This window comes from Streptomyces sp. TS71-3 (genome assembly GCF_018327685.1).
GTDB lineage: Bacteria > Actinomycetota > Actinomycetes > Streptomycetales > Streptomycetaceae > Streptomyces.
On record NZ_BNEL01000001.1, the window covers coordinates 2,645,343 to 2,670,278 of the forward strand.

Annotated in this window: 13 protein-coding genes and 1 pseudogene; 9 read left to right on the forward strand and 5 right to left on the reverse strand. The window is 74.5% G+C overall.

Translation table 11 applies throughout. The features are described from left to right. Positions 1–788 precede the first annotated feature (788 nt). Both Sm713_RS10770 and Sm713_RS10775 read left to right on the forward strand, forming a co-directional pair. A complete protein-coding gene (locus Sm713_RS10770) occupies positions 789–3,284 on the forward strand; it encodes an MFS transporter (protein WP_212909396.1) in 2,496 nt (831 codons plus the stop codon). 396 nt (positions 3,285–3,680) lie between these two features. Then, positions 3,681–4,328 (forward strand): DUF4230 domain-containing protein, encoded by a 648-nt coding sequence (locus Sm713_RS10775; protein WP_212909397.1) that lies wholly within the window; start codon positions 3,681–3,683, stop codon positions 4,326–4,328. Between the two features lie 64 nt (positions 4,329–4,392). On the opposite strand, the gene Sm713_RS10780 is transcribed toward Sm713_RS10775, so the two are convergent. Continuing rightward, the gene (locus Sm713_RS10780; RefSeq protein WP_249416218.1) at positions 4,393–5,097 is read right to left on the reverse strand and encodes an SDR family NAD(P)-dependent oxidoreductase; all 705 of its coding nucleotides are present in this window, start codon (positions 5,095–5,097) and stop codon (positions 4,393–4,395) included. A gap of 103 nt (positions 5,098–5,200) precedes the next feature. On the opposite strand from Sm713_RS10780, the gene Sm713_RS10785 reads away from it, so the two are divergent. Then, positions 5,201–5,560, forward strand: coding sequence for a helix-turn-helix domain-containing protein (locus Sm713_RS10785; protein ID WP_212909399.1), 360 nt, complete (start codon positions 5,201–5,203; stop codon positions 5,558–5,560). Between the two features lie 33 nt (positions 5,561–5,593). On the opposite strand, the gene Sm713_RS10790 is transcribed toward Sm713_RS10785, so the two are convergent. The 3 genes from Sm713_RS10790 to Sm713_RS10800 are packed head-to-tail and all read right to left on the reverse strand — an operon-like array spanning position 5,594 to position 17,282. Next, positions 5,594–7,216: a PfaD family polyunsaturated fatty acid/polyketide biosynthesis protein gene (locus Sm713_RS10790; RefSeq protein ID WP_249416219.1), complete on the reverse strand. Its 1,623-nt coding sequence runs from the start codon at positions 7,214–7,216 to the stop codon at positions 5,594–5,596. Further along, the gene (locus Sm713_RS41180; RefSeq protein ID WP_212909400.1) at positions 7,213–10,020 is read right to left on the reverse strand and encodes a hypothetical protein; all 2,808 of its coding nucleotides are present in this window, start codon (positions 10,018–10,020) and stop codon (positions 7,213–7,215) included. Before Sm713_RS41180 ends, Sm713_RS10790 begins: the two co-directional genes overlap by 4 nt. After that, complete coding sequence (locus Sm713_RS10800) at positions 10,020–17,282, reverse strand: type I polyketide synthase (protein WP_212909401.1); 7,263 nt, start codon at positions 17,280–17,282, stop codon at positions 10,020–10,022. The genes Sm713_RS41180 and Sm713_RS10800 overlap by 1 nt, the downstream gene beginning before the upstream one ends. Before the next feature lie 456 nt (positions 17,283–17,738). Between Sm713_RS10800 and Sm713_RS10805 the strand changes: the two genes are divergently transcribed. Then, complete coding sequence (locus Sm713_RS10805; protein ID WP_249416220.1) at positions 17,739–18,653, forward strand: cyclopropane-fatty-acyl-phospholipid synthase family protein; 915 nt, start codon at positions 17,739–17,741, stop codon at positions 18,651–18,653. Between the two features lie 196 nt (positions 18,654–18,849). Next, positions 18,850–19,722, forward strand: a complete 873-nt coding sequence (locus Sm713_RS10810) for an alpha/beta fold hydrolase (protein WP_212909402.1) — start codon at positions 18,850–18,852, stop codon at positions 19,720–19,722. Between the two features lie 239 nt (positions 19,723–19,961). Here the strand turns inward: Sm713_RS10810 and Sm713_RS10815 are convergent, their stop codons facing one another. Then, the gene (locus Sm713_RS10815; protein ID WP_212909403.1) at positions 19,962–20,243 is read right to left on the reverse strand and encodes a hypothetical protein; all 282 of its coding nucleotides are present in this window, start codon (positions 20,241–20,243) and stop codon (positions 19,962–19,964) included. 25 nt (positions 20,244–20,268) lie between these two features. Here Sm713_RS10815 and Sm713_RS10820 point away from each other — a divergent pair. The 4 genes and pseudogenes from Sm713_RS10820 to Sm713_RS10835 all read left to right on the forward strand — a co-directional run. Continuing rightward, a pseudogene (locus Sm713_RS10820) lies at positions 20,269–20,550 on the forward strand (helix-turn-helix domain-containing protein); the annotation flags it as partial. 285 nt (positions 20,551–20,835) lie between these two features. Further along, entirely contained in the window at positions 20,836–21,660 is an 825-nt protein-coding gene (locus tag Sm713_RS10825; protein ID WP_212909404.1) for a response regulator transcription factor, read from the forward strand. Further along, positions 21,657–23,723 (forward strand): HAMP domain-containing sensor histidine kinase, encoded by a 2,067-nt coding sequence (locus Sm713_RS10830; protein ID WP_212909405.1) that lies wholly within the window; start codon positions 21,657–21,659, stop codon positions 23,721–23,723. Before Sm713_RS10825 ends, Sm713_RS10830 begins: the two co-directional genes overlap by 4 nt. Positions 23,724–23,747: 24 nt before the next feature. Continuing rightward, complete coding sequence (locus tag Sm713_RS10835; protein WP_212909406.1) at positions 23,748–24,809, forward strand: serine protease; 1,062 nt, start codon at positions 23,748–23,750, stop codon at positions 24,807–24,809. Positions 24,810–24,936: the final 127 nt, after the last annotated feature.

The window sequence follows — 24,936 nt, forward strand, 5'->3', positions numbered from 1 at the left end:
GCCGTGCAGGTGCGAACGCCGCCCGGGGGCGAACCCTGCTCGATCCCTCCGGAATGGGATATTCCACGCCTGTGCCCGCATTCTGGCAGACTTCCGGCGCGGAGGCTCGGTGGTGGGTTTGGTGGTGGGCTTGGTGGTGGGGTCGGCGGTGTGCTCGGCGGTGGGGCGCGTCCGCGGGGAGCCCGGGGCTCTTCCTCCGCGTGTCGCCGGGGCGCCGGGGCCCTTCCGGCGCCCCGGATCCACGTTCGACATAATCGAGGGAGCTGGTCGCGGCGGCCCGCGCCGGACCTCCTGAGCACCGGTGACCCCACTCGGGGGCGTGGCCCGCGCGTGAGGGGTGTGATCCCGCACGGTGGGGCGCGAGCGCCGCGCTGAGGCACCCTGTTAGGGAACGGACGCGTTCTGATTCGCTTGCTTTCGGCCCTGGGCAGAACTTAACCTCTCTCCGTACGAGACGGTAACGTTCCCTATGTTCACCGAGGGGCGGGAGGGGCCCCTCCCGACGGGCATGTCCCAGCGAGGCAGGACGCCGCGCCGGGTGGTGCCGGGCCGGGACCGCCGCAGACGGCGGAGACCGCGCTTACGGCACACCGGGTCCGCGGCCGCCGGGACCCGTCCGGCAGACTTCTTTCCGGCAGCACCGCCCGCCCGGCCCCCGACCGCCGGCAGCGGTCTCATCGGTTCTCCGACCGCCGACCGGCGGTACCGGCCGCCGGGCCCACCGATCACGGCGCGACGGGCTCCGCACCGGCACAACAGCAAGACCACCGCACTGGAGGCCCCCAGTCATGTCATCATCCACCGTCCACGCGCGCGCCGAGGCCGCCGCTCCGGCAGCCGAAGCCCCGCCGGGCGCACCGGCCACCGAGGCCGCGCCAGACGGGCCGGCGGGCGATGCCGGGCACGGCGGAGCGGTCGACGAGCACCCGTCGGGCCGCTGGTGGGCCCTCGGCGTCATCGGCCTGGCCCAGCTCATGGTGGTGCTCGACGCCACCATCGTGAACATCGCGCTGCCGTCCGCGCAGCACGCCCTCGACTTCGACAACAACGGCCGCCAGTGGGTCATCACCGCCTACTCCCTGGCCTTCGGCAGCCTGCTGCTGCTCGGCGGGCGGCTCGCCGACCTGCTGGGCCGCCGGCGCACCTTCATCATCGGCCTGATCGGCTTCGCCGGAGCCTCCGCGCTCGGCGGCGCCGCGAACGGCTTCACCATGCTGGTCGTCGCCCGCGCCCTCCAGGGCGTGTTCGGCGCGGTCCTCGCACCGTCCGCGCTGTCCCTGCTGACGACGACGTTCGTCGACCCCAAGGAGCGCTCCAAGGCGTTCGGCGTGTTCGGTGCCATCGCGGGCTCCGGCGGTGCCATAGGCCTGCTGCTCGGCGGCGTGCTGACCGAGCACCTCAACTGGCGCTACACGCTGTACGTCAACGACGCCATCGCCGTCGTCGCCGTCATCGGCGCCGCGGTGTTCGTGCGCAGCGCCAGGCCCCCCGAGCGCCCCAAGCTCGACCTGCTCGGCACGCTGCTGGCGGCCGGCGGCCTCTTCGGCGTGGTCTACGGCTTCTCCAACGCCGAGACGCACGACTGGAGCAACTGGATGTGCTGGGGCTTCCTCGCCGCCGGCGGCCTGCTGCTCCTGCTGTTCGTCCTGTGGGAGACCAAGGCCAAGCACCCCCTGCTGCCGCTCCGGGTACTCGCCGACCGCAACCGCGCCGGCTCGTACATCAGCGTGTTCATCGCCGGTACCGGCATGTTCGGGGTGTTCCTCTTCCTCACGTACTACCTCCAGCAGACGCTGCAGTACACGCCGGTGAAGACCGGCCTGGCGTTCCTGCCGATGGTCGGGATGCTGATGGTCACCGCCCAGCTCGCGGTGAACCTGATCGTGCCGAAGATCGGCCCCAAGCCGGTGGTGCCCTTCGGCATGGCCGCCGCCGGCGGCGGCCTGATCCTGTTCACCAAGCTCGACCTGAACAGCACCTACCCCGCGCACGTCCTGCCGCCGCTGCTCCTGATGGGCTTCGGGCTCGGCCTGGCGATGCCCACGGCGATGAGCCTCGCCACGCTCGGCGTGGCCCGCCAGGACCAGGGTGTGGCCTCGGCGATGGTGAACACCATGCAGCAGATCGGTGGCTCCATCGGCACCGCCCTGTTCAACACCATCGCTGCCACCGCCGCCACCGACTACGTCAAGAAGCACGTCGGGATGCCCAACCTCCCGGTGTTCGCGGCGCTGCACAGCTACTCCACCGCGTACTGGTGGGCCGCCGGGTTCTTCGGCGCCGGCCTGCTCCTCTCGCTGATCATCTACCGCGCCGGCCGGCCGCTGGGCGCGGGGGCGCACGCCCCGGCGGAGGAGCCCGCCCCGGTGCCCGAGCCGGCCGTGGCACAGGCCGCCGAGCCGCTGCCGACGCGGATGCCGGGCAAGCACGCCAAGGGCCCGATCGCGGTGTCCCGGAACGGGGAGAGCCCCGTCCCCGCGGCCGTGCTGGCACAGGCCGCCACCGCGCTGGCCGAGCGGCCCCTCGGCGAGGGGTCCCAGGTGCACGGCTACGTGCTCAACCCGGCCGGACACCCCGTGCCCGGCGCCGCCGTCACCCTGATCGACCCGGCGGGCGTCCAACTCGCCCGCACCCAGGCCGCGGTCGACGGCGGCTACAGCCTTACGGGGCCGGAGAAGGGCTCGTACGTCCTGATCGCCTCGGCGCCGGGGCACCAGCCGCACGTGGCCACCGTCTCGGTCGGCCCCATGCCCACCGCGTTCGACCTGCACCTGGCCGCCTCCGGCGGGCTGACCGGCACGGTGCACTCCGAGTGGTCGCCGATCGGCGGCGCCCTGGTGGTGGCCACCGACGCCCGGGGCGACGTGGCGGGCACCGTCCGCTGCGACGAGTCCGGCGCCTACCGGCTCAGCGACCTCACGCCCGGCCTGTACACGCTGGCCGTCAGCGCGGACGGCTACCAGCCGACCGCCCTCACCGTCGATCTCCAGAACGCCTCCCAGGGCAAGCAGGACATCGAGTTGCGGCCCGCGGCGCTCATCGGCGGCACGGTACGCAACACCCAGGGGTCGCCGCTCGGGGACATCCGGGTGACCCTGCTCGACCCCGCGGGGAACGTGCTGGCGCACCGGACCACCGCGGAGGACGGGGCGTACTCCTTCACGGATCTGCCGGACGGGTACTACACCGTGGTGGCCGGGGGGTATCCGCCTCGGTCCACGCAGTTCACTCTCGGCCGTGAGGGCGGCGACGCGTTCGATATCGAGTTGGCGCACGAGGACTGAGTGGGGGCCTGCGGCCCCGGGGAGCCCCTTGTGAGGGGTGCCCCGGGGTCGTTGGCTTTTGGGCGGGGCGTGGTTGCTGTTCTGCGCAGTTCCCCGTGCCCCTTTTTCCGGGGTGGGTCCGGGCTGCTGGTTTGCGGTGGGGTGTGGTTGCTGTTCTGCGCAGTTCCCCGCGCCCCTGGTCGGGGCGGTGCCCGCTTGGGTTGTTGGGTGTCTGCTGGTTCGTTGTGGTTGTTTGCGCCGTTCCCCGCGCCCCTGATCGGGCGGTTGTGCCTTGGGGTTGTGGGTGTGTGCGGGTTCCCCGTATTCCGTTAGGACCTTGGTCAACTGCGGGCAGAATCATGCCTGTACGGTCCGGCCGGGGGGAAGGCGCACCCCGAGGGAAGGGATGTCGCTGACATGGCTCAGAGTCTGTGGTCCTGGTTGGGGAAGCTGATCGTTCTGGCGGTGGTGGTGGCCGCCGTGCTGTGGGGCCTGATGGGTGCGGGGCTGTTGCCCAAGTGGGATCTCTTCGGGGAGCGCACGACGGACCGTTCAGGGCCCGCGGTACTGAAGTCCATACAGGACATGAGCCGCTATCAGGCGGCCACCGGCAACTTCCAGGTCGTCATCGACATGGAGAAGGACACCAAGTACCTGCCCGACGTCATCAAGGGGTCGCGCACCCTGTACGTGGGCGCCGGCACCGTCGACGCCTACGTCGATCTCGGCGGGCTCAAGAACGGCGACGTCACCGTGGACAAGGACCGCACCTCGGCGACCATCATCCTGCCGCACGCCGCGCTGGCCCGGCCCTCGCTCGATCCCAACCGGTCGTACTCGGTCTCCAAGAGCCGCGGGCTGCTCGACCGGCTCGGCGACGTCTTCCGCGACAACCCCAACAGCGAGCAGGCGGTGCAGAAGCTCGCCGTGAAGCACCTGAGCGAGGCCGCGCAGGAGAGCCACCTCACCGCGCGGGCCGAGAAGAACACCGTCGACATGCTGGAGGGCCTGCTGCACTCCCTCGGCTTCCAGCACGTGAGCGTGCGGTACGGCAGCGCGTCCTGAGGTTGCCCGAACGGCAGGAGGCGACCTGCTCTTCGGGCGCGCCGGTGCCCTCGGCAGTCTGGCGTCAGGCGGATTTGTGGCGGGCTCCTCCCTCTACGTGGATCGTCTCGCCGGAGACGAAACCCGCACGGAGGAGCCACAGCACCGCCTCGACGACGTCGTCGGTCCCGCCGTGGCGTCCGGCGAGGGTTCCGGCCGCGCTCCTGCTCAACAGGGCGGCCTTGCCGTCGCCGAGGCGGTCCCATGCGCCCGAGTCCACGACACCGGGCGAGACGGCATTGACCCGTACCGGCGCCAGATCCGCCGCCAGGTGGCGCGCGGCGTACTCGACCGCACCGTTCGTGACGCCCTTGACGAGCGATCCCGGCCCGGGGCGCCAGCCGACGACACCGGAGAACAGCACCATCGACCCGGCCGGCCGCAGTACCGGCGCGAAGTGCTTGGCGACCAGCATCGGGCCGATCACCTTCGCCGTGAACGCGGCCAGCAGCCTGTCGCGATCCAGCTCGGTCGCGCGAACGTCGTGCGGCGCCGAGCCGGTCGTCACGATGTGGTCGATTCCGTCCTTCAGCCGTTCCGCCGCGGTCGCGAGCGTCGACTCGTCCTGCAGATCGACCCGCACCGCCGTGGCGCCGATCCCGCTCGCCAGCACCTCGGCCGCCCGCAGATCGCGGGCCCCGACGACGACGTCGTACCCGTCCTTCACCGCACGCCTCGCGACGGCCGCGCCGAGCGCCCGTGCACCGCCGATGACCAGGATCCGTTCCATATGTCTCACGCCCTCTCGTAGGATCGGACGCAACGGTATGGATTTGATACCGGTATCTTCAACGGAACCGGAACCGGAACCGGAACCGGAACGGGGAGCGGTCATGGGCAAGGCGTACAACGTGATGGCGGCGACCTGCCCGAGCCGCACGGTGCTGCACCGCATCGGCGCCCGCTGGACCGTGTTCGTCGTCAACGCACTCGACGACGGACCCCACCGGTTCAGCGAACTGAAGCGGCACATCCGGGGCATCACCCCGAAGGTCCTGACCGAGACCCTGCGCTCCCTGGAAGCCGACGGTCTGGTCAGCCGCCACGAGTACGACGAGAACCCGCCCCGCGTCGAGTACGCCCTGACACCGCTGGGCCGCTCCCTGCTCGTCCCCCTCCGCGCCGTACGGCTCTGGGCCGAGGAGCATGTCCCCGACATCGAGGCGGCCCGCGCCCGCCGGCCGACTCCCTGACCCGCGAGCCGGCCGCCGCATGAAGCGGAATGCTCAGGCGGCGCCTCGCGGGGGAGGTGCCGCGGGGCCCGGAAGCCGGTAGTGCGCGCAGGACGCCGGCAGGTGGACGCCCGCGAGGCGGAGTTGGGTGACGCGGGTGTGGAACGCCGCGGCCCGCAGCAGCTGATCCGCCACCGCCGCCACGCGCCGTGCCTCCGGCAGGGCGAGCGCGCTGCCCGCCGTCCAGCCGTTGAACGCACCCATGGCCGGCCCGCACCACACCTGCCAGTCGCCCTGCCGTTCCGGCACCCCCTCGGCGGCCCAGCGCGAGGCCATGCCCAGGTACCAGCGGAAGACCATCGCCATCCGGTACTTGGGGTCGGACTCGGCGCGCCGCAGCCATCCTGGATGGTGCGCGGCCAGGTAGGCGGCGGTGTCCTTCCACGCCTCGTCGACGGTGCGGCGCAGGATGCGGTCCTCCAGGTGGCGCAGGTCCCCGGCCGGCAGGTCCGGCAGCCCCGCGTGGTCCCGGTACAGTCGGTGCAGCCGGGCGGCGTGCGCGTGGAACATCGTGCCGCGCGCGAGGACCTGCACCTGGACGCCCTGCTCGAACATGTCCGCCGCCGGCGCCATCGTGCAGTCGGCCGGGCCGGCGGCGGCCAGCAGCCGCTTCACGCCGGGCGCGGTGCCGGCCTCCACCGTGGCCTGGTTGACCGACCCCGTCACCACGTACGCGGCGCCCAGTGCCAGCGCCGCGACCACCGACTCCGGGGTGCCGATGCCGCCCGCCGCCCCGATGCGCACCGGCGCCGCACCCGGATACTCGCGCGCCACCTCGTCCCGCAGCCGCACGAACGAGGGCAGCATCACCGTCAGGGAACGCCGGTCGGTGTGCCCGCCGGAGTCCGCCTCGAAGGTGATGTCGTCGGCCATCGGCACCGCCCGTGCCAGCTCCGCCTGCTCGGCGCCGACCAGGCCGCGCGCCGCCAGGTCCGCCAAGAGCGCGGCCGGCGCGGGCCGCAGGAACAGCTCCGCGACCTCCGGCCTGGACACCTTCGCCACGATCCGGTGCTCCGCCCGCACCCCGCCCGGGGCACCCGCCGCACGCCGCAGCCCCGCCACCCGGTACCGGACCAGGTCCGGTGTGAGCTGCACGAACGCCGACGCCTCCAGGCAGCGCACCCCGTGCCGCAGGCACGCGTCCACGCACATGCGCTCCGTCGCCGGGTCCAGCGGGTTGTGGATGAGGTTGCACGCGTAGGGGTGGCCCGTCCTGCCCTTCCCGTCCGTCCCGTCCGTCCCGCCCGCGCCCAGGGTGCGGGCGAGGCGGCCGAGCCCCGCGTCGAGGCGTGCCTCAGGCAGCCCCGCCGCCCCGAACGAGGCCAGGTACCCGGCCCGCGCCAGCGCCTCCACCAGCTCCTCACCGGAGATGCCGGACGCCATCGACCCCGCCATGTACGCGTGCCGCACCCCGTGCCGGCGCCGGAACTCCGCCGCGCCGAGCCGCTCCGGGTCCTGCGGCGCCGCCACCGCCAGCGTGGTGATGCCGCCGCCCGGCGCGGGCGGTTCCGACGCGGCACCGAGCCGGCCGCCGTCGGCGACGATGTAGCAGGGCCGTTCGAGGTCGGCCAGGACCGCGTACACACCGTCCGTGTCGTGCCGCACCACCGTGCTCACCGCGTGCCGCCTCCCTGCGCCCGCCCCGGTACCGGAGCGCCGGGCGAACCCCCGGAGTCCGGGTGCGCGGCGTGGAAGTCGGCCGCGATGTTGTCCACCTCGTAGATGCGCGTCCCGTCGCGCCACACGCTGCCGTCCGCGCACACCAGGAGGCGGTCCCCGGTGCGTTCCACCCGCCGGATGTGCACCTCGCCGCGGATCCGGTGGTGCTCGCGCAGGATCTGCCCGCGGTAGTTCCAGCGCAGGTCCTCGCCCACGGCGACGGACATCCGCGGCTCGGGCAGGTGCGGCTCGCGCAGGTGGTCGAGCAGGCCGGTGTGCAGCGCGAAGGCGTGCACGGCCTGGTACAGCATCTGCACGCTCACCGAGCCCGGCAGCACCGGGTCGTACGGGAAGTGCTGCTCGAAGAACCAGTCGTCGGGCCTGACGGGCTTCTCGCACAGCGCATACCCGGCCCCGTGCACCCCGCCGCCCGGCACCAGGCACACCTCGTCCAGCAGTGCGAGGCGGCCGGTGCCGAGCCGGGCGTCGTCCGCGAGGCGCAGTCGGCGGGTGCCGGCCGGGTCCCGCGGGTGGTCGTCGAGCCACGGGTGGCGCGGCGCGTCGCCGTCCAGGCCCTGCTGGCCCTCCAGCAGCCGCGGCGTGAGGTAGCCGTGCACGGCCTCCGCGGTGCAGAACTCCACGCCGCCCGTGTGCAGCGACACGTCGTACCGGTGCATGATGCCGTCCGGCAGCGGGGAGTGGGCGCGCAGCGTGATGCGCTGCTCGACCGTCGCCGAACGCAGCGCCACGTCTGCCAGCAGGCGGATCCGGCCCGTCAGGTTGCGGCAGCTCAGGCTCGTGTCCGGGTACTCGCCGGACACCCCGAGGGCCCCGCTGAAACCGCCCGCCGGCTGGAGCGCTGTCTCCATGAGGGCCAGTTGCGGCATCGTCCCGTTGTTCTCCCGCACGAACCAGGGGTCCTCGGGCACGTCGTACTCCCACGTCCCCCGGGCCCCCGGCCGGTACCCGCCGGCGGCCGGGCGCCCCGTCATCCGGTCCGCCATGCGCAGGTCCCCGCGGGGCAGCCGGGGCCGCACCCGGGCGGTCACCCGGGGCAGTCCCGGCAGGCGTACGGATCCGTGGTCGCCCTCCGCCATGAACGCGATCTGGAACTCGTCCAGCGCGACCCGGCGGCCCGACGCCGCCGTGCGGGAGCTGGCGGCGCCCTGGCCCAGCAGCGTGACGCCGGGGCCCGGTTGCAGCGTGACGCCGAGGTCCCACAGCCGCGCCACCGGCCGCCCGCCCGCGGTGACCTCGCAGTCGGCGGTCGCGTACGGCAGGGGCAGCATGCCGGTGCCGGAGACGTGCAGCTCCAGACGGAGTCCGGTGCCGGGCCGGACGGCGGGGGCGAGCGTCTCGATCCGCACGGGACGCCCGGCGGACGGCACGGCACGCGCGCCGGGCACGCACAGGTGGAGCCCCTGCCGGAAGGCGTGCACCCGCAGGGCCTCCAGGGCCGCGGCCACCATGTGGGCCCAGGCGGTGGTGCGGGTGGCGGCTGTGGCGGCGGGGGCGGGGGCGGAATCGTTCGCGGTCCCGGGTTCCTCCGGTACGGGTTCCTCCGGGAGGCGTGTGGTGGCCAGCAGCCTGCCTTGGGCGTGGGCGCCGTCGCGGGCGCCGGTGACGGTGAGGCCGTCCAGGAGCCGCGCGGGCCAGCGGGCCGGAAGCGCGTCCGGTGGCCCGCCGCCCTGGTCGAACCCCGCACCGAACACCTCCCCGAACCGCCCCTCGGCCAGCGCGTCGAGCTCGGCGCCGGCGAGCCGGTCCACCCGGGCACGGGCGAGCGGCCTCGGGTCGGGCGGATGAGGGAGCGCCGGACGCGGCGGCCACGACCGCGCCCGTCCGTCCGCCCGGACGGCTTCCGCCAGCGGTCCCGCCCCGTCCACCACCTGCCAGCCACCGTCCGTCGCCGTCACCCGCTGCTCGGTGGGGTGCTGCGGTGCCGGACGCCGCCAGGTGAGGGTGATGGCGGTGACGTTGTCTTGGGGGTGGGTGACGTTGTCTTGGATGTCGGTGTCGGTGTGGGTGCCGGTGTGGGTGCCGGTGCCGGTGTCCGTGCCCGTGTCGCTGCTCGTGTGGGCGGTGGTGCCGGTGTCCGTTGGGGCTTCGGTGGTGTGCAGGGCGGCGGCCAGGGTTCTGAGGGCCTTTGACGCCTCGTCGGCGACGGGGTCCGGGGGAGTGGGGCGGGTTTCGGGTGTGCCGGTGGGTGGTGGCGGTGGAGCGGGGGCTTCCCCGGCGGCTTCCCCGGGGGGTGCCTCGGTCCTGCCGGAGGGCTCGGCGGAGGCTTCGGTCTGGGCTTCGGTCTGGGCTTCGGTGGGTGCCTGCGGCGCGTCCATCGGCTCCGCGGGTGTGACGGGTCCGGCGGGCGGGGTCCTCGGCCGGAGCACCGGGACCGGGACGGCCGCGGCGGGCGGGGCGACGGCGGCGGTGGGCACGGCGGTCTCCCGTGAACGTGCCGTGCCGGCAGCCTCCGCACGGGCCAGTTGCCACGCTGTGATGGCCTCGTGGGCGTCGAGCACCGCCGCGTGCGCCCGCTGGATCTGCGCGGCGATGCGGAGGGCGGGGGAGAACGGTGGTGTCGCGTCCGGAACGGGTCCGGGAGGTGGGACCGGGACGGCAGCCGGCACCGGAACGGAAGCCGGAACCGGGAGGGGAACGTGCCCGTCCGGCACGTGACCGTCTCCGTTCACCACGGCACCGTCCGGCAGGGGCTGGACGGGTGCCGTGGGGAAGGGAACGCCGTCGAAGGTGAGCTCGTCCATCAGCCACGCCCTCCCCGTGCTCCGCCGTCCGCCGGGGCACCCGTGCCGCCGACGAAGTCGGGGATGCGCCGGTCGGGGTGGTCGATCCACAGGAAGTGCAGGTCCTGCCACCGCTGGAGTACGCGCCCTTCGGGCGTGCACGCGGTGAGGGTGACGGTGGAGATCATCGAGGCGGCGGTGGAGACGTCGTCGACGTCGGCGATGACCGCGAACGGCGCGTCGTCCGGCAGCGGTTCGTGGAAGGTGACGCGCTCCACCGAGACCGGCAGCGGTACGGCGTCCCCGTCGGCCAGGTCGAGCAGCGCCAGCAGCCCCGTCTGCAGGAGCAGGTCGGCGAGGGCCGGGCTGTGCAGCCGCCCCGCGTAGGAGCCCCGGAACAGTTCCGGTTCGGGCATCCGGGCGCTCACCACCAGGCGGCCGGGGGCCTCTTCCAGGACGTCCCGCAGGCCCGTCAGCGCCGGCCCGTGGAACAGCCTTCCGTCGGTGTACCCCGGGTGCGGCTCGGGGCCGCAGCGGAACGGGGGCAGGTCGACGGTCGGCGCCGGCTCCACCCCGTCGGAGAGCAGGAAACCGCCCTCGTAGTGCGCGGCGCCGCCCGGCCCCGCGTCCTGGATGCGCACCCGGGTGAGCCGGGCCGCCAGCTCCGGCTGCGGGTCGCGGGTGAGGCGCACCCGGAACCGTTCCGGGTGCCCCGGCGCGAGGAGCACGCCGCGGGTGATGCGGAACTCGCGGCACTCGATCACCGGCCGGCTGTCGCCGTGGGCGCGCTCGACGGTGCCCAGGGCCCAGCCGACGGCCGCGGTCATCGGCAGCAGCGGCGCGCCGCCGATGCGGTGGTCGCGCAGCAGCGGGTGCTCGCCCAGGCCGGTGATCATCCGGTACGCGGTGAGCCCCGCCTCGGGCACCCGGTCGCAGCGGCGGAACAGGTCCGCGGTCGGCCCGACGACGATCACGCCGCCACCCGGGCCGGCGGGGGCGTCGGCCCCGGCCTCGGATCCGGCTGGGGCGTCGGCCTCGCCGGCCGCCGCCGTCGTCGTGCCCGCCTCCGTACCCGTCGTGCCCAGCTCCGCATCCGCCGCGCCCAGCTCCGCGAGGAAGTACCGGCAGCCCTCCTCGCGGGAGAGCACCGGGATGCCGGCCTCGGTGAAGACCTGCTGCACGGCGGCGGCCATGCCGCCCTCCCAGGGGCCCCAGGCCATGGGCAGCACGCGGCAGCCGGGGTGGGCGGCCTGGAAGGCGCAGCCGAAGAGGTTCATGGCGTGGTTGGCCAGGGCGTAGTCCGTCTGCCGGAGGTTGCCGGAGGTGGCCGAGACCGACGAGAACAGCACCAGGTGCCGGAGCCTTCCGGGCTCCAGCGCCCCGAGCACGTTCCGCAGCCCGATCAGCTTGGTGTCCACGACGGGCGCGACGCTCTCGGCGGTGACCTCCGAGAGCGGGCGGTCCCGCAGGATGCCGGCGCCGTGCAGCACGCCGGTGATCCGGTCCGCGTACGGGGCCAGTGCGGCGGCCACCGCGTCGGCGTCGCGTACGTCCGCGGCGGCGTACACCGCCTCGACGCCCTTGGACTGGAGGGTGGCCAACTGGTCGCGGACATCCCGCTGTTGCAGTACCCGGGTGCGGTCCCGCTCGATACGGTCCCGTACCGGCCCCGCGTTCGGGTCCTCGCCGGCCTCGCGGGCCCGCGCCTCCAGGGCGCCGGTCAGCTCCTCGGCGGTGGTCAGGCCCGCCGCCCACTCGGGTTCCGGGTCCAGGGGGGTGCGGCCGAGCAGCACGTAGCCGCAGCGGTTGTCCTGTGCGAGGGCCTCGACGCACCAGGCGGTGATGCCCCGCGCGCCGCCGGTCACCAGCAGCAGGTCCGCCTCGGACGGCGGTAGGGCGGCCGGCGCCGCGGGCGCCCCGGGCCAGGGCACCGTGGAGAGCCGGGGGGTGCGCCGGCCGCGGGAGTCCACGCCGACCTCGCGGACGTCGGTGGCCACGTCCACCAGCTCCGCGCCGAACGCCTCGGCGACCGCGTCGGCGGCGAGCCCGGGGGCGAAGTCCACGGCGCGGCAGAAGAGCGTCGTCGCCTCCAGGGCCACCGTCCTGACGAGCGCGCCGAGACCCCCGGCCAGTGCGGCCGTGCCGTCGCCGCCGGAGCCCGCGTGACCGAGCGCGCCGTCCAGGCTGGTCACCGTGACCAGCCCGGCACGCGTGCCGGTGCCCGCCGCGGCCTCCAGCGCGGGGCGCACCTGCTTGGCCACGAGGACGGCGTGGCGCAGCCTGCGCACGAGGGCGTCCGCGTCCGCTTCCGCGTCGGCAGGGGTGCCGGTGCTGGTGCTGGTGCTGGTGGCAGCGGTGTTGGTGCCGGTGTCGGTGGTGGCGTTCCGGCTGACGGGCAGCACGCACAGGTCCAGCCGCTCGGTCGCGGACAGGACGCCGGCCAGCGCCGTCTCGAAGGCCGCCTCGCTCCAGTCGGCCAGCCGGACGGTGGTGGCCGTATCCGCCCCGGTGGCGGATTCCGTTCCGGCCCCGGGTTCCGCTCCGGCCGGGGCTTGCGCCCCGTTCACGGGCTGCACGTCCGGCGCGGTGTCCGCATCGATCGCCTCGCCCGCATCCTCCGCCGACGCCCGGCCGGGCAGGCACACGCGGGTGACGCGCCATTCGCGGTCGGCCAGCGCACGTGCGACGGTGGCGGCGAGTTCGCCGCCGTCGTCCAGGAGCAGGGCGTGCGGCTCGTCCGCGAAGGCGTCGGTGCAGACGTCGGGCGCGGGCAGGTCCGCCGGGGCGACATGGGTGCGGCCGGTGCCGGAGTGCCGTGCGGGGCTGCGCAGTTGGGGCTGCGGGTTGAGGAGGATGTCCTGCGCCATCTCGGTGAGCTGGCGCACGGTCTTGGCCTCGCTGAAGCGGTAGAGCTCGCTGCGGCTGATCACCGGGTAGCGGCGCCACATCTCGGCAGCGATCTCCACCTGCTTGAGGGAGTCGATGCCCAACTCCTCCTGGATGTGCATGTCCGGCTCGATCATGTCCAGGTCGTAGCCGGTCTTGTCGGCGATCACGACCCGGAACTCCCGTTCCAGCTCCTCCGGGTCGAGGTCCGCGATGTCCATGGTGACGGGCTTGGCGGTCTCGCTGTTCTGCCGCGCCGCCCACAGCTCGGCCAGCGCGGAGACGTTCTCGCCCATGGAGCCGGCCTGCGTCTCGTCCTCGCCCGGGTCGGCGGCGGCCGGGGCGTCCTGAGCGTCCTGGGCGCCGGCCACCTCCGCTTCCGGATCCGGGAAGGTGCCGGTGTGCTGGTGCGGCAGGGCGGTACCGGGAGCGATCGCGCCGGCCTGGGCGCCGTTGGACGGCGCCCCGTTGAGCAGGAGCCCGCCGCCCGGCGCCTGGCCGCCCGGCAGCGTGCCTCTGGAGAGTGTGCCGTTGGGCTGTGCCCCGCTGGACAGTGCCCCGTTGGACTGCGTGCCGTTCCCCAGGGCGCCGTTGGACGGAGTGCCGCCCGGGAGGGTGCCGTGGCCGCCGGCACCGTCGGGCCGTGCGCCGCCGGGCGGGCCCGCCGCCGGCACCGTGCCGTTCGACAGGGGCCGCAGGATGTCGCGGACCGCCTCGCCGGCCCGTGCGTGCGCTTCCCCGAGCGCCGCGCTGTGCTCGGTGACCGCCTGCACCGCCGCGAGGAGCGCCGGGTCGACGCCCCTTCCGCCCGCCGCGCCCTCGCGCAGCAGCGCGGTGAGGCGGTCCGCGGTGCGCACCTGGCCGTCCAGGTAGCGGGTGTGCGCGGCGAGGTGCTCGGTGGCGGCACGGGAGAGCGGGTCGGCCTGGCCGGTGGTCGCGTCCTGGGAGAGCGGGTCGCGCTGACCGGCCACCGCGTCCTGTCCCGCTCCCGGGGCGACGGAGCGCACCGCTCCGTTCGGTTCCGGCACGCTGATCGTCTCTACCGCTCCGTTCGGTTCCGGCACGCTGATCGTCTCTACCGCTCCGTTCGGTTCCGGCACGCCGATCGTCTCCACCGCCCCGTTCGTCCCCGCGGCCGCCGGTGTCCCGGAACCGTTCGCCATGGCCACCGCCGGGCTGCCCCCGGACACGGAGGCGCCCTCCGCCGTCAGCCGCTCCATCAGCTCCTCGTGGGCGGCCCGGCGCCGCTCCACCGCGAACAGCGGGCCCTCCAGGCGCCGTGCCACCTTGGACGGGGCGGGCCGCTCGGCGCAGGGCGGGGCCGCGTACCGGTCCAGGCCGGTCAGCGGCAGCCCCAGCACCGACAGCCGCACCGCGGCCTGCATCAGCGTCGCGGCACCATCGGACCCGGGCCCGCCGTCGCAGGCGAACGCCTCCACCGCGCCGTCGCCCAGGGTGCGTTCCACCAGGGACGTCAGGGTGCGCCGCGGGCCGAACTCGACGAAGACGCGCACCCCGTCCGCGTACATCTCCTGCACCCGGGACGCGAAGTCCACCGGGTGGCCGAGCTGGGCCACCAGCGTGGCGCGGTTCGCCGCGGGGTCGGTGCCGTACGCCGCGCCGGAGGTGTTCGCGTACACCGGTACCGCGGGCGTGCCGAACGCGGTCGTCCCGCAGGCGGCGGCGAACGCGTCCGTGGCGTGCGCGACGTGCCGCGTGTGGAAGGCGGCGGCGACCGGCAGCCTGGCCGCGTGCAGGTCACGCGCGGCACACCACGCCAGGAACCGGGTCACCGCGGGCGTCGGCCCGCCGAGGGCGTGCTCGTCCGGGGCGTTGTGGTTGCACACCGTCAGGTCGGGGTGGGCGCGCAGGGCCTCGTCCAGCGCGTCGCGCCGCATCCGCACGGCGGCCATCGCGCCGGGGTCGGCGTCCTTCCCGGGCGGCTGCTCCATGGCGCGCCCGCGGGCGCGCGCGAGCGCGGTGAACGCGGTGTCGTCCAGGACGCCCGACGCCCACAGCGCGGTCAGCTCGCCGAAGCTGTGCCCGAGGACGCCGTCCGGGGCGAAGCCGAGCTCCCGCAGCCAGGTGTACTGGCCCATCGAGAGGGCGCCGATCGCGGGCTGCGCGTAGGAGGTGCGGCGCAGCCGCTCGGCGTGTGCCTGGGTGTCCCCGGTGCCGGGCGGCGGGAAGACGGCGCGTGCCAGGCCGTCGGCGGCCGGGAAGCCCGTGCCCGCGGCCTCGAAGGCGTCCCGCACCGGGGGCAGCGCCAAGGCGGCGCCCAGGCCCATGTCGACGTACTGGCTGCCCTGACCGGCGAAGAGCGCCCCCACGCGGGTGCCGGACGGCAGCGCCCGCCGCCGGTAGTGGATGCCGCGCGGGTGGCTCCAGCCGTCCGGCGGGGCCGGGTCTCCGGCACCGCCCGGACCGCTCGTGCTTATCAGGCCGCCCGCCTGCACGGTGGCCGCCGAACCCCGCTCGCCCTCCACCGTCGCCCGCAGCCGCTCCACCGCGAGGGCGAGCAGCTCGGCGTGCTGCCGGGAGCCCTTGGCCACCAGGCCGATGCGGGCGTGGTCCGCCGGGGCCGGCCCGGTGTCCGGTGCGTCGCCGCGCTCCAGCCGCTGGAGCAGCAGCGCGGGGTCGGGGGCGTGCCAGAGGCAGGGGCGGGGTGTCTCGTGCAGGGCGCGCCGGATCTGGACGTGTCCTTCGGGAACGGCTCCGGCCTGGAGGTGTCCTTCGGGAACGGCTCCGGCCTGGAGGTGTCCTTCGGGAACGGCCCCCGCCCCGAGGCGTCCGTCGGGAACGGCCCCCGCCCCGAGGCGTCCGTCGGGAACGGCCCCGGCCTGGACGTGTCCCCCCGGAACGGCCCCCGCCCCCGCTTCCGCCCGTACGTGCTCCTCCAGCACCGCGTGGTAGTTCACCCCGCCGAAGCCGAACGCCGACACCCCGGCTCTGCGCACCGGGCGGGACGCCTCCCGGAGCCAGGGCCGGGCCGCGGTGTTCACGTAGAGCGCGCTGTCGCCGGCCCGGGCCTGGGCGCGCGGCTCGGTGACGTTGATGGTCGGGGGCAGCACCTGGTGGTGCAGCGCCAGGGCCGCCTTGATCAGCCCGGCCGCGCCGGCCGCCGCCTTGGTGTGGCCGATCTGGGACTTCACGCTGCCCACGGCCGCGTAGTGGTGGTCGTCGGGCGCGGCCAGGAGCGTGTTCAGCGCGGTCAGCTCGACCTCGTCGCCGGCCGGGGTCCCGGTGCCGTGCGCCTCGATCAGGCCGACCGACGCCGGGGCGCAGTCCGCGTCCGCGTAGGCGCGGCGCAGCGCGCGGAGCTGGCCCTCGCCGCTGGGTGCGTAGATGCTCTTCGCGCTGCCGTCGCTGGAGCTGCCGAGGCCGCGCAGCACCGCGTACACCCGGTCGCCGTCCCGCTCCGCGTCCGCGAGCCGCTTCAGCGCCAGCATGCCGATGCCCTCGCCGACCAGCGTGCCGTCCGCCGCTGCGTCGAAGGGCCTGACCTGTCCGCTGAGCGACAGCGCGGGCGTCTTGCTGAAGCACATGAAGGAGACGATCGAGTTGTCCGCGTCGCAGCCGCCGGTGAGCATCACGTCGGCGCGCCTGCCGAGGAGCTCGTCGACGGCGGCGCGCAGCGCGGCGAGCGAGCTGGCGCAGGCCGCGTCCACCGTGTGGTTGGCCGCGCCGAGGTTCAGCTTGTTGGCGACGCGGCCGGAGACGACGTTGCCGAGGATGCCGGGGAAGGAGTCCTCCGTCCACGGCGGCAGGGCCGCGAGCCGGGACCGCACGATCCGCTCGACGGTCTCCTCGGCGAGCCCGAAGGCCAGCAGCGTCTGCTTGAGCTCCGGCACCAGCAGGCGGGCGGCCAGCGGCATCAGGGTGCTGTTGGTGCCGCACACGCCGAGGATCACGCCGGTGCGCGCCGGGTCGTGCCAGGTCTGCCTGCCGTCCGCCGCGTCGTGCAGGGTCTCCTTGGCGACCACCAGGCTCAGCAGCTGCACCAGGCCGGTGGAGTCGACCATGTTCGGCGGCATGGCGAACTCGCGCGGGTCGAAGATCTCGGGGGTGAGGAAGCCGCCGCGCTTGCAGTAGGTGCGGTCCTCGGCGAAGGGGTCGGGGTCGTAGTGGTGCTCGGCGTTCCACCAGCTCTCGGGCACGACGTCCGAGCAGTCCCTGCCCGAGACGATGTTGTCCCAGAACTCCCTGACGTCCGACGCCTTGGGGAACCTGGCAGCGAGCCCCACGATCGCCACGGGATCACGCGCCAGCCGGCGGTCGGTGTCCTCGGCGGACGCGGTGTCCACGGCATACCCGGTGTCCTTGACGTTCCCGGCGTCCCCTGCCTTCTCCGTGTCCTTCACGTGCCCGGCACTCTCGACGGCTCCGTCGTCCGACATGCGCGTGTGCACCCGCCCCTTCGTTGGCTGTGGTGGGCAGGCGGGGCCCGCCCGTGGTGGGCGGGACGTCGGCTGCCTCGGTGAGAAGGACCGCGGTGGTCCGCGGACGCCGCCGGTGCGCCGGCGCGCGGCACCCCTGGCGGCGCTCCAGGGCACGGGGGCCCGGACCGCCGTCCACATCAATGCACGGGGCATCTGTCAGCCAAACGGCGAGAAACCGTTGCATCAGAGTGCGAGAGGGCGCACGAAAGCCTTCGGTGCCTTTCCATTCACGTCCGCGCTCCGGGTCGGGGCGCCCGCGCCGTGTCCGGGCCCTCACCGCGCCGGTACGCTCCCGTGCGCCTGCCGGCCGCGTCCGCTCGTGCCCGCCGGCGCCTACCCGGCCGGTGGGGCGCCTGCCACGCTGTCCACGAACGCGGAAGCGCACGCGTCCCCGGCGCACGTCACGGAGGTTGTATGACCAGCCCCCACACCCTCCAGGACGCCTACGGCCCCGGGAACGTCCTCTTCCGGGTGCTGGAGCCGATGGGCTGGGGGGACCTGCTCAACCTCGGCTACTGGACCCCGGGCACCCTGCCGGTCCTGCCGGCCGCCGGGCTCGGGCCGTTCCAGCGGCGGCTGGTGGCCCGCTCCACCGCACTGCTCGGGCTGACCCCGCGGGACACCGTCCTGGACGCCGCCTGCGGCCGCGGCTACAGCAGCCACGTGATGGCCGGCCAGGGCTCCCGGGTGACGGGGGTGGACCTGCTGACCGCCCATGTGGCGCAGGCGCAGCGGCGGTTCGGCGGGCGCCCGGGGCTCAGGTTCACCACCGGCGACCTCACGGCGCTGCGCCGACCGCCCTCGGGCAACGGCCACCGCCCCTTCCCGGACGGCTCCTTCACCAGGGTCCACTGCCTCGAAGCGGCCTTCCACCTGGGCCCCGAGGGCCGCCGCGCGTTCCTGGAGGACGCCTACGAGCTGCTGGCGCCCGGTGGCCGCCTGGTGCTGGTCGACTTCGTCTGGAGGACCGGCGACCCGGCCGGCATCGCCGCCGCCGACCCGGGGCGGCTGGTGCGCGACACCTGGCGGTTCGAGGCGTTCGAACCGCTCGCCGGCTACCACGGCCACGCCCTCGACATCGGCTTCCGCATCCGCAGGACCCTGGACTGGACCCGCCCCGTCACCGGCCGCTTCCTGCGCCTGGCCCACCTCTGCGCGGGGCTCAGCGGCACGCGGGCCGGGCGGCGCCTGCTGTGCCGCCGCTGGCCCGCGCTGTCCACCCTGTCCGGGCAGGACTGGGTGCACTTCGCGGCCGTCATCCACGCCCACACCGCCGTCCAGCGGGCGAGCGGCTATGCGGCGCTGGTGCTGGACCGCCCGGAGAGCTGAAGCGGTACGGAGGATCCACCCGTCACGGAGAGCCGACCCGGTACCGGGCCCCGGCCCCGGCGCGGCGCCCCGGCCCCGGCGCGGCGCCCCCGCCCCGGCGCGGCGCCCCCGCCCCCTCCCGCCCATGCGGCAGTATGCAAATAAGGGTGAATGAAAGCCGCATATCGGGCGATGGTCCGAGAAGGGTGACGAGGACATGGCGGAAGTGCACCACCGCTTCGCGACCGTGCAGGGACGGCAGCTCTTCTACCGGGAGGCCGGGCCGCGCGACGCCCCCGTCCTCGTACCGCTGCACGGCTTTCCGAGCAGCTCCTTCATGTACCGCCGCCTGATCCCGGCGCTGGCCGACGAGTACCGCCTCATCGCCCCCGACTACCCCGGCTTCGGCTTCTCCGACACGCCGTCCACCGACGAGTTCGACTACACCTTCGACGCCCTCACCGACCACGTCGGCGGCCTGCTCGACCAGCTCGGGGTGGGCCGGTACGCGCTCTACGTCCAGGACTACGGCGCCCCCGTCGGCTGGCGTCTGGCGCTGCGGAACCCCGACGCGATCACCGCCGTGGTGACCCAGAGCGGCAACGCCTACGAGGAGGGCTTCGTCGACGAGTTCTGGCGGCCCATCGTCGCCTACCAGCGCGACCCCAGCCCCGACAACGCGGCGGCCCTGGCCCCGGCGCTCGGACTCGACATGATCAAGTGGCAGTACGTCACCGGGGTCCCCGACGAGACGCTGGTCGACCCCGACACCTGGCACCACGACCACCGGATGGTCTCCCGCCCCGGCAACGACCTGGTCCAGCTCAAGCTGCTCCAGGACTACGCCACCAACGTCCCGCTCTACCCGCGCGTCCAGGAGTACCTGCGCGACCGGCGCCCGCCGCTGCTCGCCGTCTGGGGCAGGAACGACCCGATCTTCGGTCCCGACGGCGCCCGCGCCTTCAGCCGCGACCAGCCCGACGCCGAGGTGCACCTCCTGGACGGCGGCCACTTCCTCCTGGAGTCCGCCCTCGACGAGGCCGTCCGCCTGATCCGGAACTTCCTCGGCAGGAACATCAAGGGGTCGTAGCGGGCCACTGCCGCTCAGGGCCAGTGGCGGGCTACGGATGCCAGCGAGATCCGTGGGCCACGGATGCCGGGGAGAGGGGAATCCTCGGCATCCGTGGCCGGGACCCGTTCCGCGCCGCGCCACGCGGCAGCGGCGGGAACGGAGCGGGGTGCCCCGGGGCGCGAGCGGCTGCGCTGCCGGGGCGTGAGGGGGTCGGTCAGGGCACGCTCGTCACGCCGCGTGCATCACGGACACGTGCGTCAGGACACGCGCATCAGGAGGTGTGCGTCAGGAGGTGTGCGGGCGCTTGCCCGGCTCCTGGCGCGGTATCTGCTGGTTGGCCGGCGGATGGTCGGCTTCGGCAGCTGGTTCACCTCGTACTGCGCGAGCTGGTACTGCCCGGTGGTGTCCGGCAGCACCGGCGCGTCGTTCGCCTTGCCGAACCGGAACGTGGACGTCAGGTTGCCCACGGTCCGCCGGCGCCACTCGCTGATGTTGGGCTCCTTTGCAGGGCTTCCCCCAGTGTTCACCGGCGAGGTCACACGCTGTGATGGTAGCTTGCGAGCGATGACTACTCACGTGAAGCGGGCGTTCAAGCACCGCTTTTATCCGAGCGATGCGCAGGCGGCTGAGTTGTCGCGCACGTTCGGGTGCGTGCGGAAGGTCTACAACTTAGCTCTCGCGGCCCGAACGGAGGCGTGGGCACGCCAGGAGCGGGTCAACTACAACCAGACGTCGGCGATGCTGACCGTTTGGAAGAAGAGTGAGGAACTCGCGTTCCTCAATGAGGTCTCCAGCGTTCCGCTCCAGCAGGCCCTGCGGCACTTGCAGACGGCGTTCACAAATTACGAAGTCCTTTCAAGTTCGGCTCTTCGGCCGACTTAGGGGGCTCGCAAACGGTCACTCGGAGAGGCGACCCATCACGCGGAACCGGGATGGCCGCTTCCGGAAGTCCCGCTGAACGGATGGATGTATCGCACAAGAAACCCTCGCGGTACACGCGGCGTTGGGCCGGACCACATCTGCCTGCCCGGTGCGGGCGGCATGGCGGCCTGCCTGCGGTGTGGCATGCGGTGCGGCCGAGGGGGCGTGCGGCGGGGCGGCGCCCGGTCGCGCGTTCCTAGACTCGGGGCCATGTGCGCGCAGGTGATGGTAGCCGAGGACGACGAGGGGCAGGCCGAGCTGGTCCGCCGCTATCTGGAGCACGAGGGCCACGGGGTGACCGTCGTGCACGACGGCCGGGCCGCGCTCGACGCGCTCCGGCACGCCCCGCCCGACCTGCTGGTCCTGGACGTGATGATGCCGCGCGTCGACGGGCTCGACGTCTGCCGGATCGTCCGCTCCCAACAGGCCCTCGCCGACCTGCCGGTGCTGATGCTCACCGCCCGCTCCACGGAGGACGACCTGCTGCTCGGCCTCGACCTCGGCGCGGACGACTACATGACGAAGCCGTTCAGCCCCCGGGAACTGATGGCCCGGGTGCGGGCACTGCTCCGCCGCGGCGCCCGCACCGGTCCCACAGGTCCCACCGGTCCCACCGAGCCCGAGCCGGCGTCCCGGCCGGTGCTCAGGGCGGGCCCCCTGACGGTGGATCCGGCGCGGCACGAGGCGTGGGCGCACGGGCGCAGGATCGAGTGCACACCGGGGGAGTTCCGGCTCCTCGAAGTGCTCGCGGAGCGCCCCGGGCAGGTGTTCACGCGCGCTCAGATCCTCTCGCGGCTGCACGGCTTCGACAGCTACATCACCGGCCGGACGGTGGACGTCCACGTGATGAACCTGCGCCGGAAGCTGGAACCCGATCCGCGGGTGCCCCGCTGCCTGGTGACGGTGTACGGGGTCGGCTACAAGCTGGCGGACGAGTGGCCGGAGGCCCCGGCCTCCGCGGAGCAGGCCTTCCGGGATCCGGGCTCCCGGGAGCCGGACGGCCCGCGACGGCCCGGGGCCGGCGGCCGTTCATGAGTCCGGCCGCCTCCGGATCCGGCCGCACCGACCGGGCAGGGCTGGTCGGCCACACCGACCAGCATGGCGCCGCCCCCCACACCGACCGGGCCAGCACCGCCCCCCACACGGACCGGCCCAGCACCGCCGTCCCCACCGACCGGCGGGACGTGCCGCTGCGCCGCAGCCTGCTGGTGCGGCTGCTGGCCGTGTCGGCGCTGGTGTCCGTCTGCTCGGTCGCGGCCACCGCGTGGGTGGTGGTGCGCACGACCGCCGTCGCCATCGGACAGGAGCGCGGGCAGGCGCTCGCGGACGACACCCGGATCTACGACGGCCTGCTCGGCTACGCCGCCACCCACCCGGACTGGTCCGGCGCCGGGCACCTGACCGGCGAGCTTGCGCACCGCACCGGCCACCGCATCGTGCTGCTCGACAAGTCCGGCCGGACGCTCGCCGACTCCGAGTCCGCCACCGCCACCGCCACCGCCCACGGCCACGCCCCCGCCCCCGGCTCCGACGCCACCCACCCCCCGTACCGCCCGCCGGACAAGCCGACCGCCGTGATCGACCCGCTCGCCGTCGACCCCCAGCTCGTGCCCGGCGCCGAGGCCGACGGGATCGACCCGCGCGCCGTCGGCCCCTTCCGGCTGCCCGCGGACGAGCGGGACCGCCTTGCGCGGGCCGCGGCCAAGGCGACCGCCTGCCTGCGCCGGACGCTGGGCGTCGAGGCGCACGTCGAGACCGCGCCCGGCGGGCGCCCCCGCGTCGTCACCGCCGACCAGAGCCCCGTCACCGGCACGCGGTGCGCGAGCACGGCGCTCGACGCGCCGACGCCGACCGAGACCAGGGCCCTGAAGGCGCTCAATTCCCTGGTCGACACGTGCCTCGCCCGGCGCGGCACGGGCCCGGTGCCGCTGACGCTGGACCCGAGCGGGCAGCCGGCGGTGAGCCTGCCCGACCCCACCCGCCCCGCGCCGCGCCAGGCGGCCGTGGCACGCCCCGCCCCCGGCGAGGCCGACGCCACGAACGCGCGGGCCGCCTCCTGCCTCGCCAACAGCCGCAGCCAGCAGCTCGCCCCCCTGGTGGCGCCCGGGGCCCGGCTCTACGTGAGCAGCCCGGGGCGGACGGCGACCACGTTCTTCGACCTGTCCCCGGGCAACAGGCTGCGGATCGCGGCGAGTTCGGCGCTGGTGCTGCTGGTGACCGTGGCGGTGACGACGTTCGCCGGGATCCGGCTGGTCAGGCCGCTGCGGGCGCTGACACAGGCGGTGCGGCGGATGGAGGACGGCGACGTGGGGGCCCAGGTGGCGGTCGCGGGCGGCGCCGAACTCGGCCGGCTGGCGGGTGCGTTCAACGCGATGTCCGCGCGGCGCGCCCAACTGGAGGCCGGGCGCAGGGCGATGACCAGCGACGTCGCGCACGAGCTGCGCACCCCGCTGAGCAACATCCGCGGGTGGCTGGAGGCCGTGCAGGACGGGGTGGCGCGGCCCGACGACAAGGTGGTCTCCCTGCTGCTCGGCCAGGCCCGGCTGCTCCAGCACATCATCGACGACCTGCGGGACCTGTCCGCCGCCGACGCGGGCGAGCTGCGCCTGGCGAAGGAGCCGGTGTCGCTGGCCGGGCTGCTGGACACGACGGCGATGGGGCACCGTGCGGCGGCCGCCGCGGCGGACGTCCGGCTCGCCGTCGAGGCCGACCCCGCCCTGCCGCCCCTGCCCGCCGACCCCGTGCGCCTGGGGCAGGCCGTCGGCAACCTGCTCTCCAACGCGATCCGCCACACCCCCGCCGGCGGCTCGGTGACGCTGCGGGCACGCCACGAGGACGGCACCGCGGTCATCGAGGTGTCCGACACCGGCACCGGCATCGCCCCCGAGGAACTGCCGCACGTCTTCGAGCGGTTCTGGCGCGCCGACAAGTCCCGCAGCCGCCGCGGCGGAGGCAGCGGCCTCGGCCTTCCCATCGTCCGCAAACTCACGGAGGCGCACGGGGGCACGGCCACGGCGGAGTCCGTCCCGGGCGAGGGCGCCACGTTCACCCTGCGCATCCCCTCACCACCTCCTGCCAGGAATCTGACAGCTTCCTGACACACCCTCCGTAGCCTCCGCCGCATGCGATACGTACCCAGTGCATCCCGCAGGCGCCCCGTGACCGCGGCGGTCGTGGTGGCCGTGGCCGCCGCGGCGCCACTGCTGGCCACCGCCCCGGCCCCCGCCGCGGACGGCGCCGCCGCGGCCGGCCAGGTGGCCGTGCACCAGCAGGCGGTCACCGCCGCCGAGCGGCAGGCCGTGCTCGACTACTGGACGCCGGAGCGCATCGGGGCGCTCACCACGCCGGCGTCGGACAACCCGCCCACCGGCGGCCCCGACGGCGCCCCCTGGACGACACCGAACGCGCTGCCGAGGACCGTGGGACGGCTCTTCTTCACCGACCACGGCGAGGATACGAGCTGCACCGCCACGCTGGTCGAGAGCGCCAACCGCAGCACCGTGGTGACCGCGGGCCACTGCGTGAACAACACGAACCTGCTGGGCGAGGACAACCAGTGGGCGGCCAACGAGATGTTCGTGCCCGGCTACCACGACGGCCAGGCGCCCTACGGGAAGTTCGTCGGCCGCACGGGCGCCGTCGACGCCACCTGGCTGGCCAACGACGCGCAGCACGGCGAGACGTACGACGCCTACGACCAGGCGTTCGTCGTACTGAACCCGGACGGGCACGGCCGGGCCCCGCAGGACGTCGTCGGCGCCGCGCAGAAGATCGGCTTCGACCGCCCGGGCAACGTCCGGAGCACGTCCTTCGGCTACCCGCGCGCCAGCGCGGACCCGGCCCGCGAGGGCCTCCCGGAGTACACCGGCGAACGCCTCGCCTACTGCTCGGGCCAGGCGCGGGAGTACCCCGGCTCCCCCGACTGGCCCGAGCCCCCCGGCCAGTTCGGCCCGCCGTGCATCATGGGCGGCGGCTCCAGCGGCGGCCCACGCATCACCGGCCTCGACCCCGTGACGGGGGTGGGAACGGTCGTCGGGGACAACACGCAGGGCGGGTTCTTCGACGCGGACGGCACTCCGTGCCCGATCGACGCCCACGACGACTGCGCGCGGTACCTGGTGGGCCCGCAGTTCACGACGACGATCACCAAGCCGCTGTACGACCGGGTTCAGCAGAAGGGGTAGGGGCCGCGCTCGTCGAGTTCCGCCAGAACACCGAACTCCGCCTCAAGCCCGTCGAGTCCCGATCCGGCCCCTGGTGCGTACGCACCAGGGGCCGTGCGTGCCTGATCCGGACGCACCAGACGAAGAC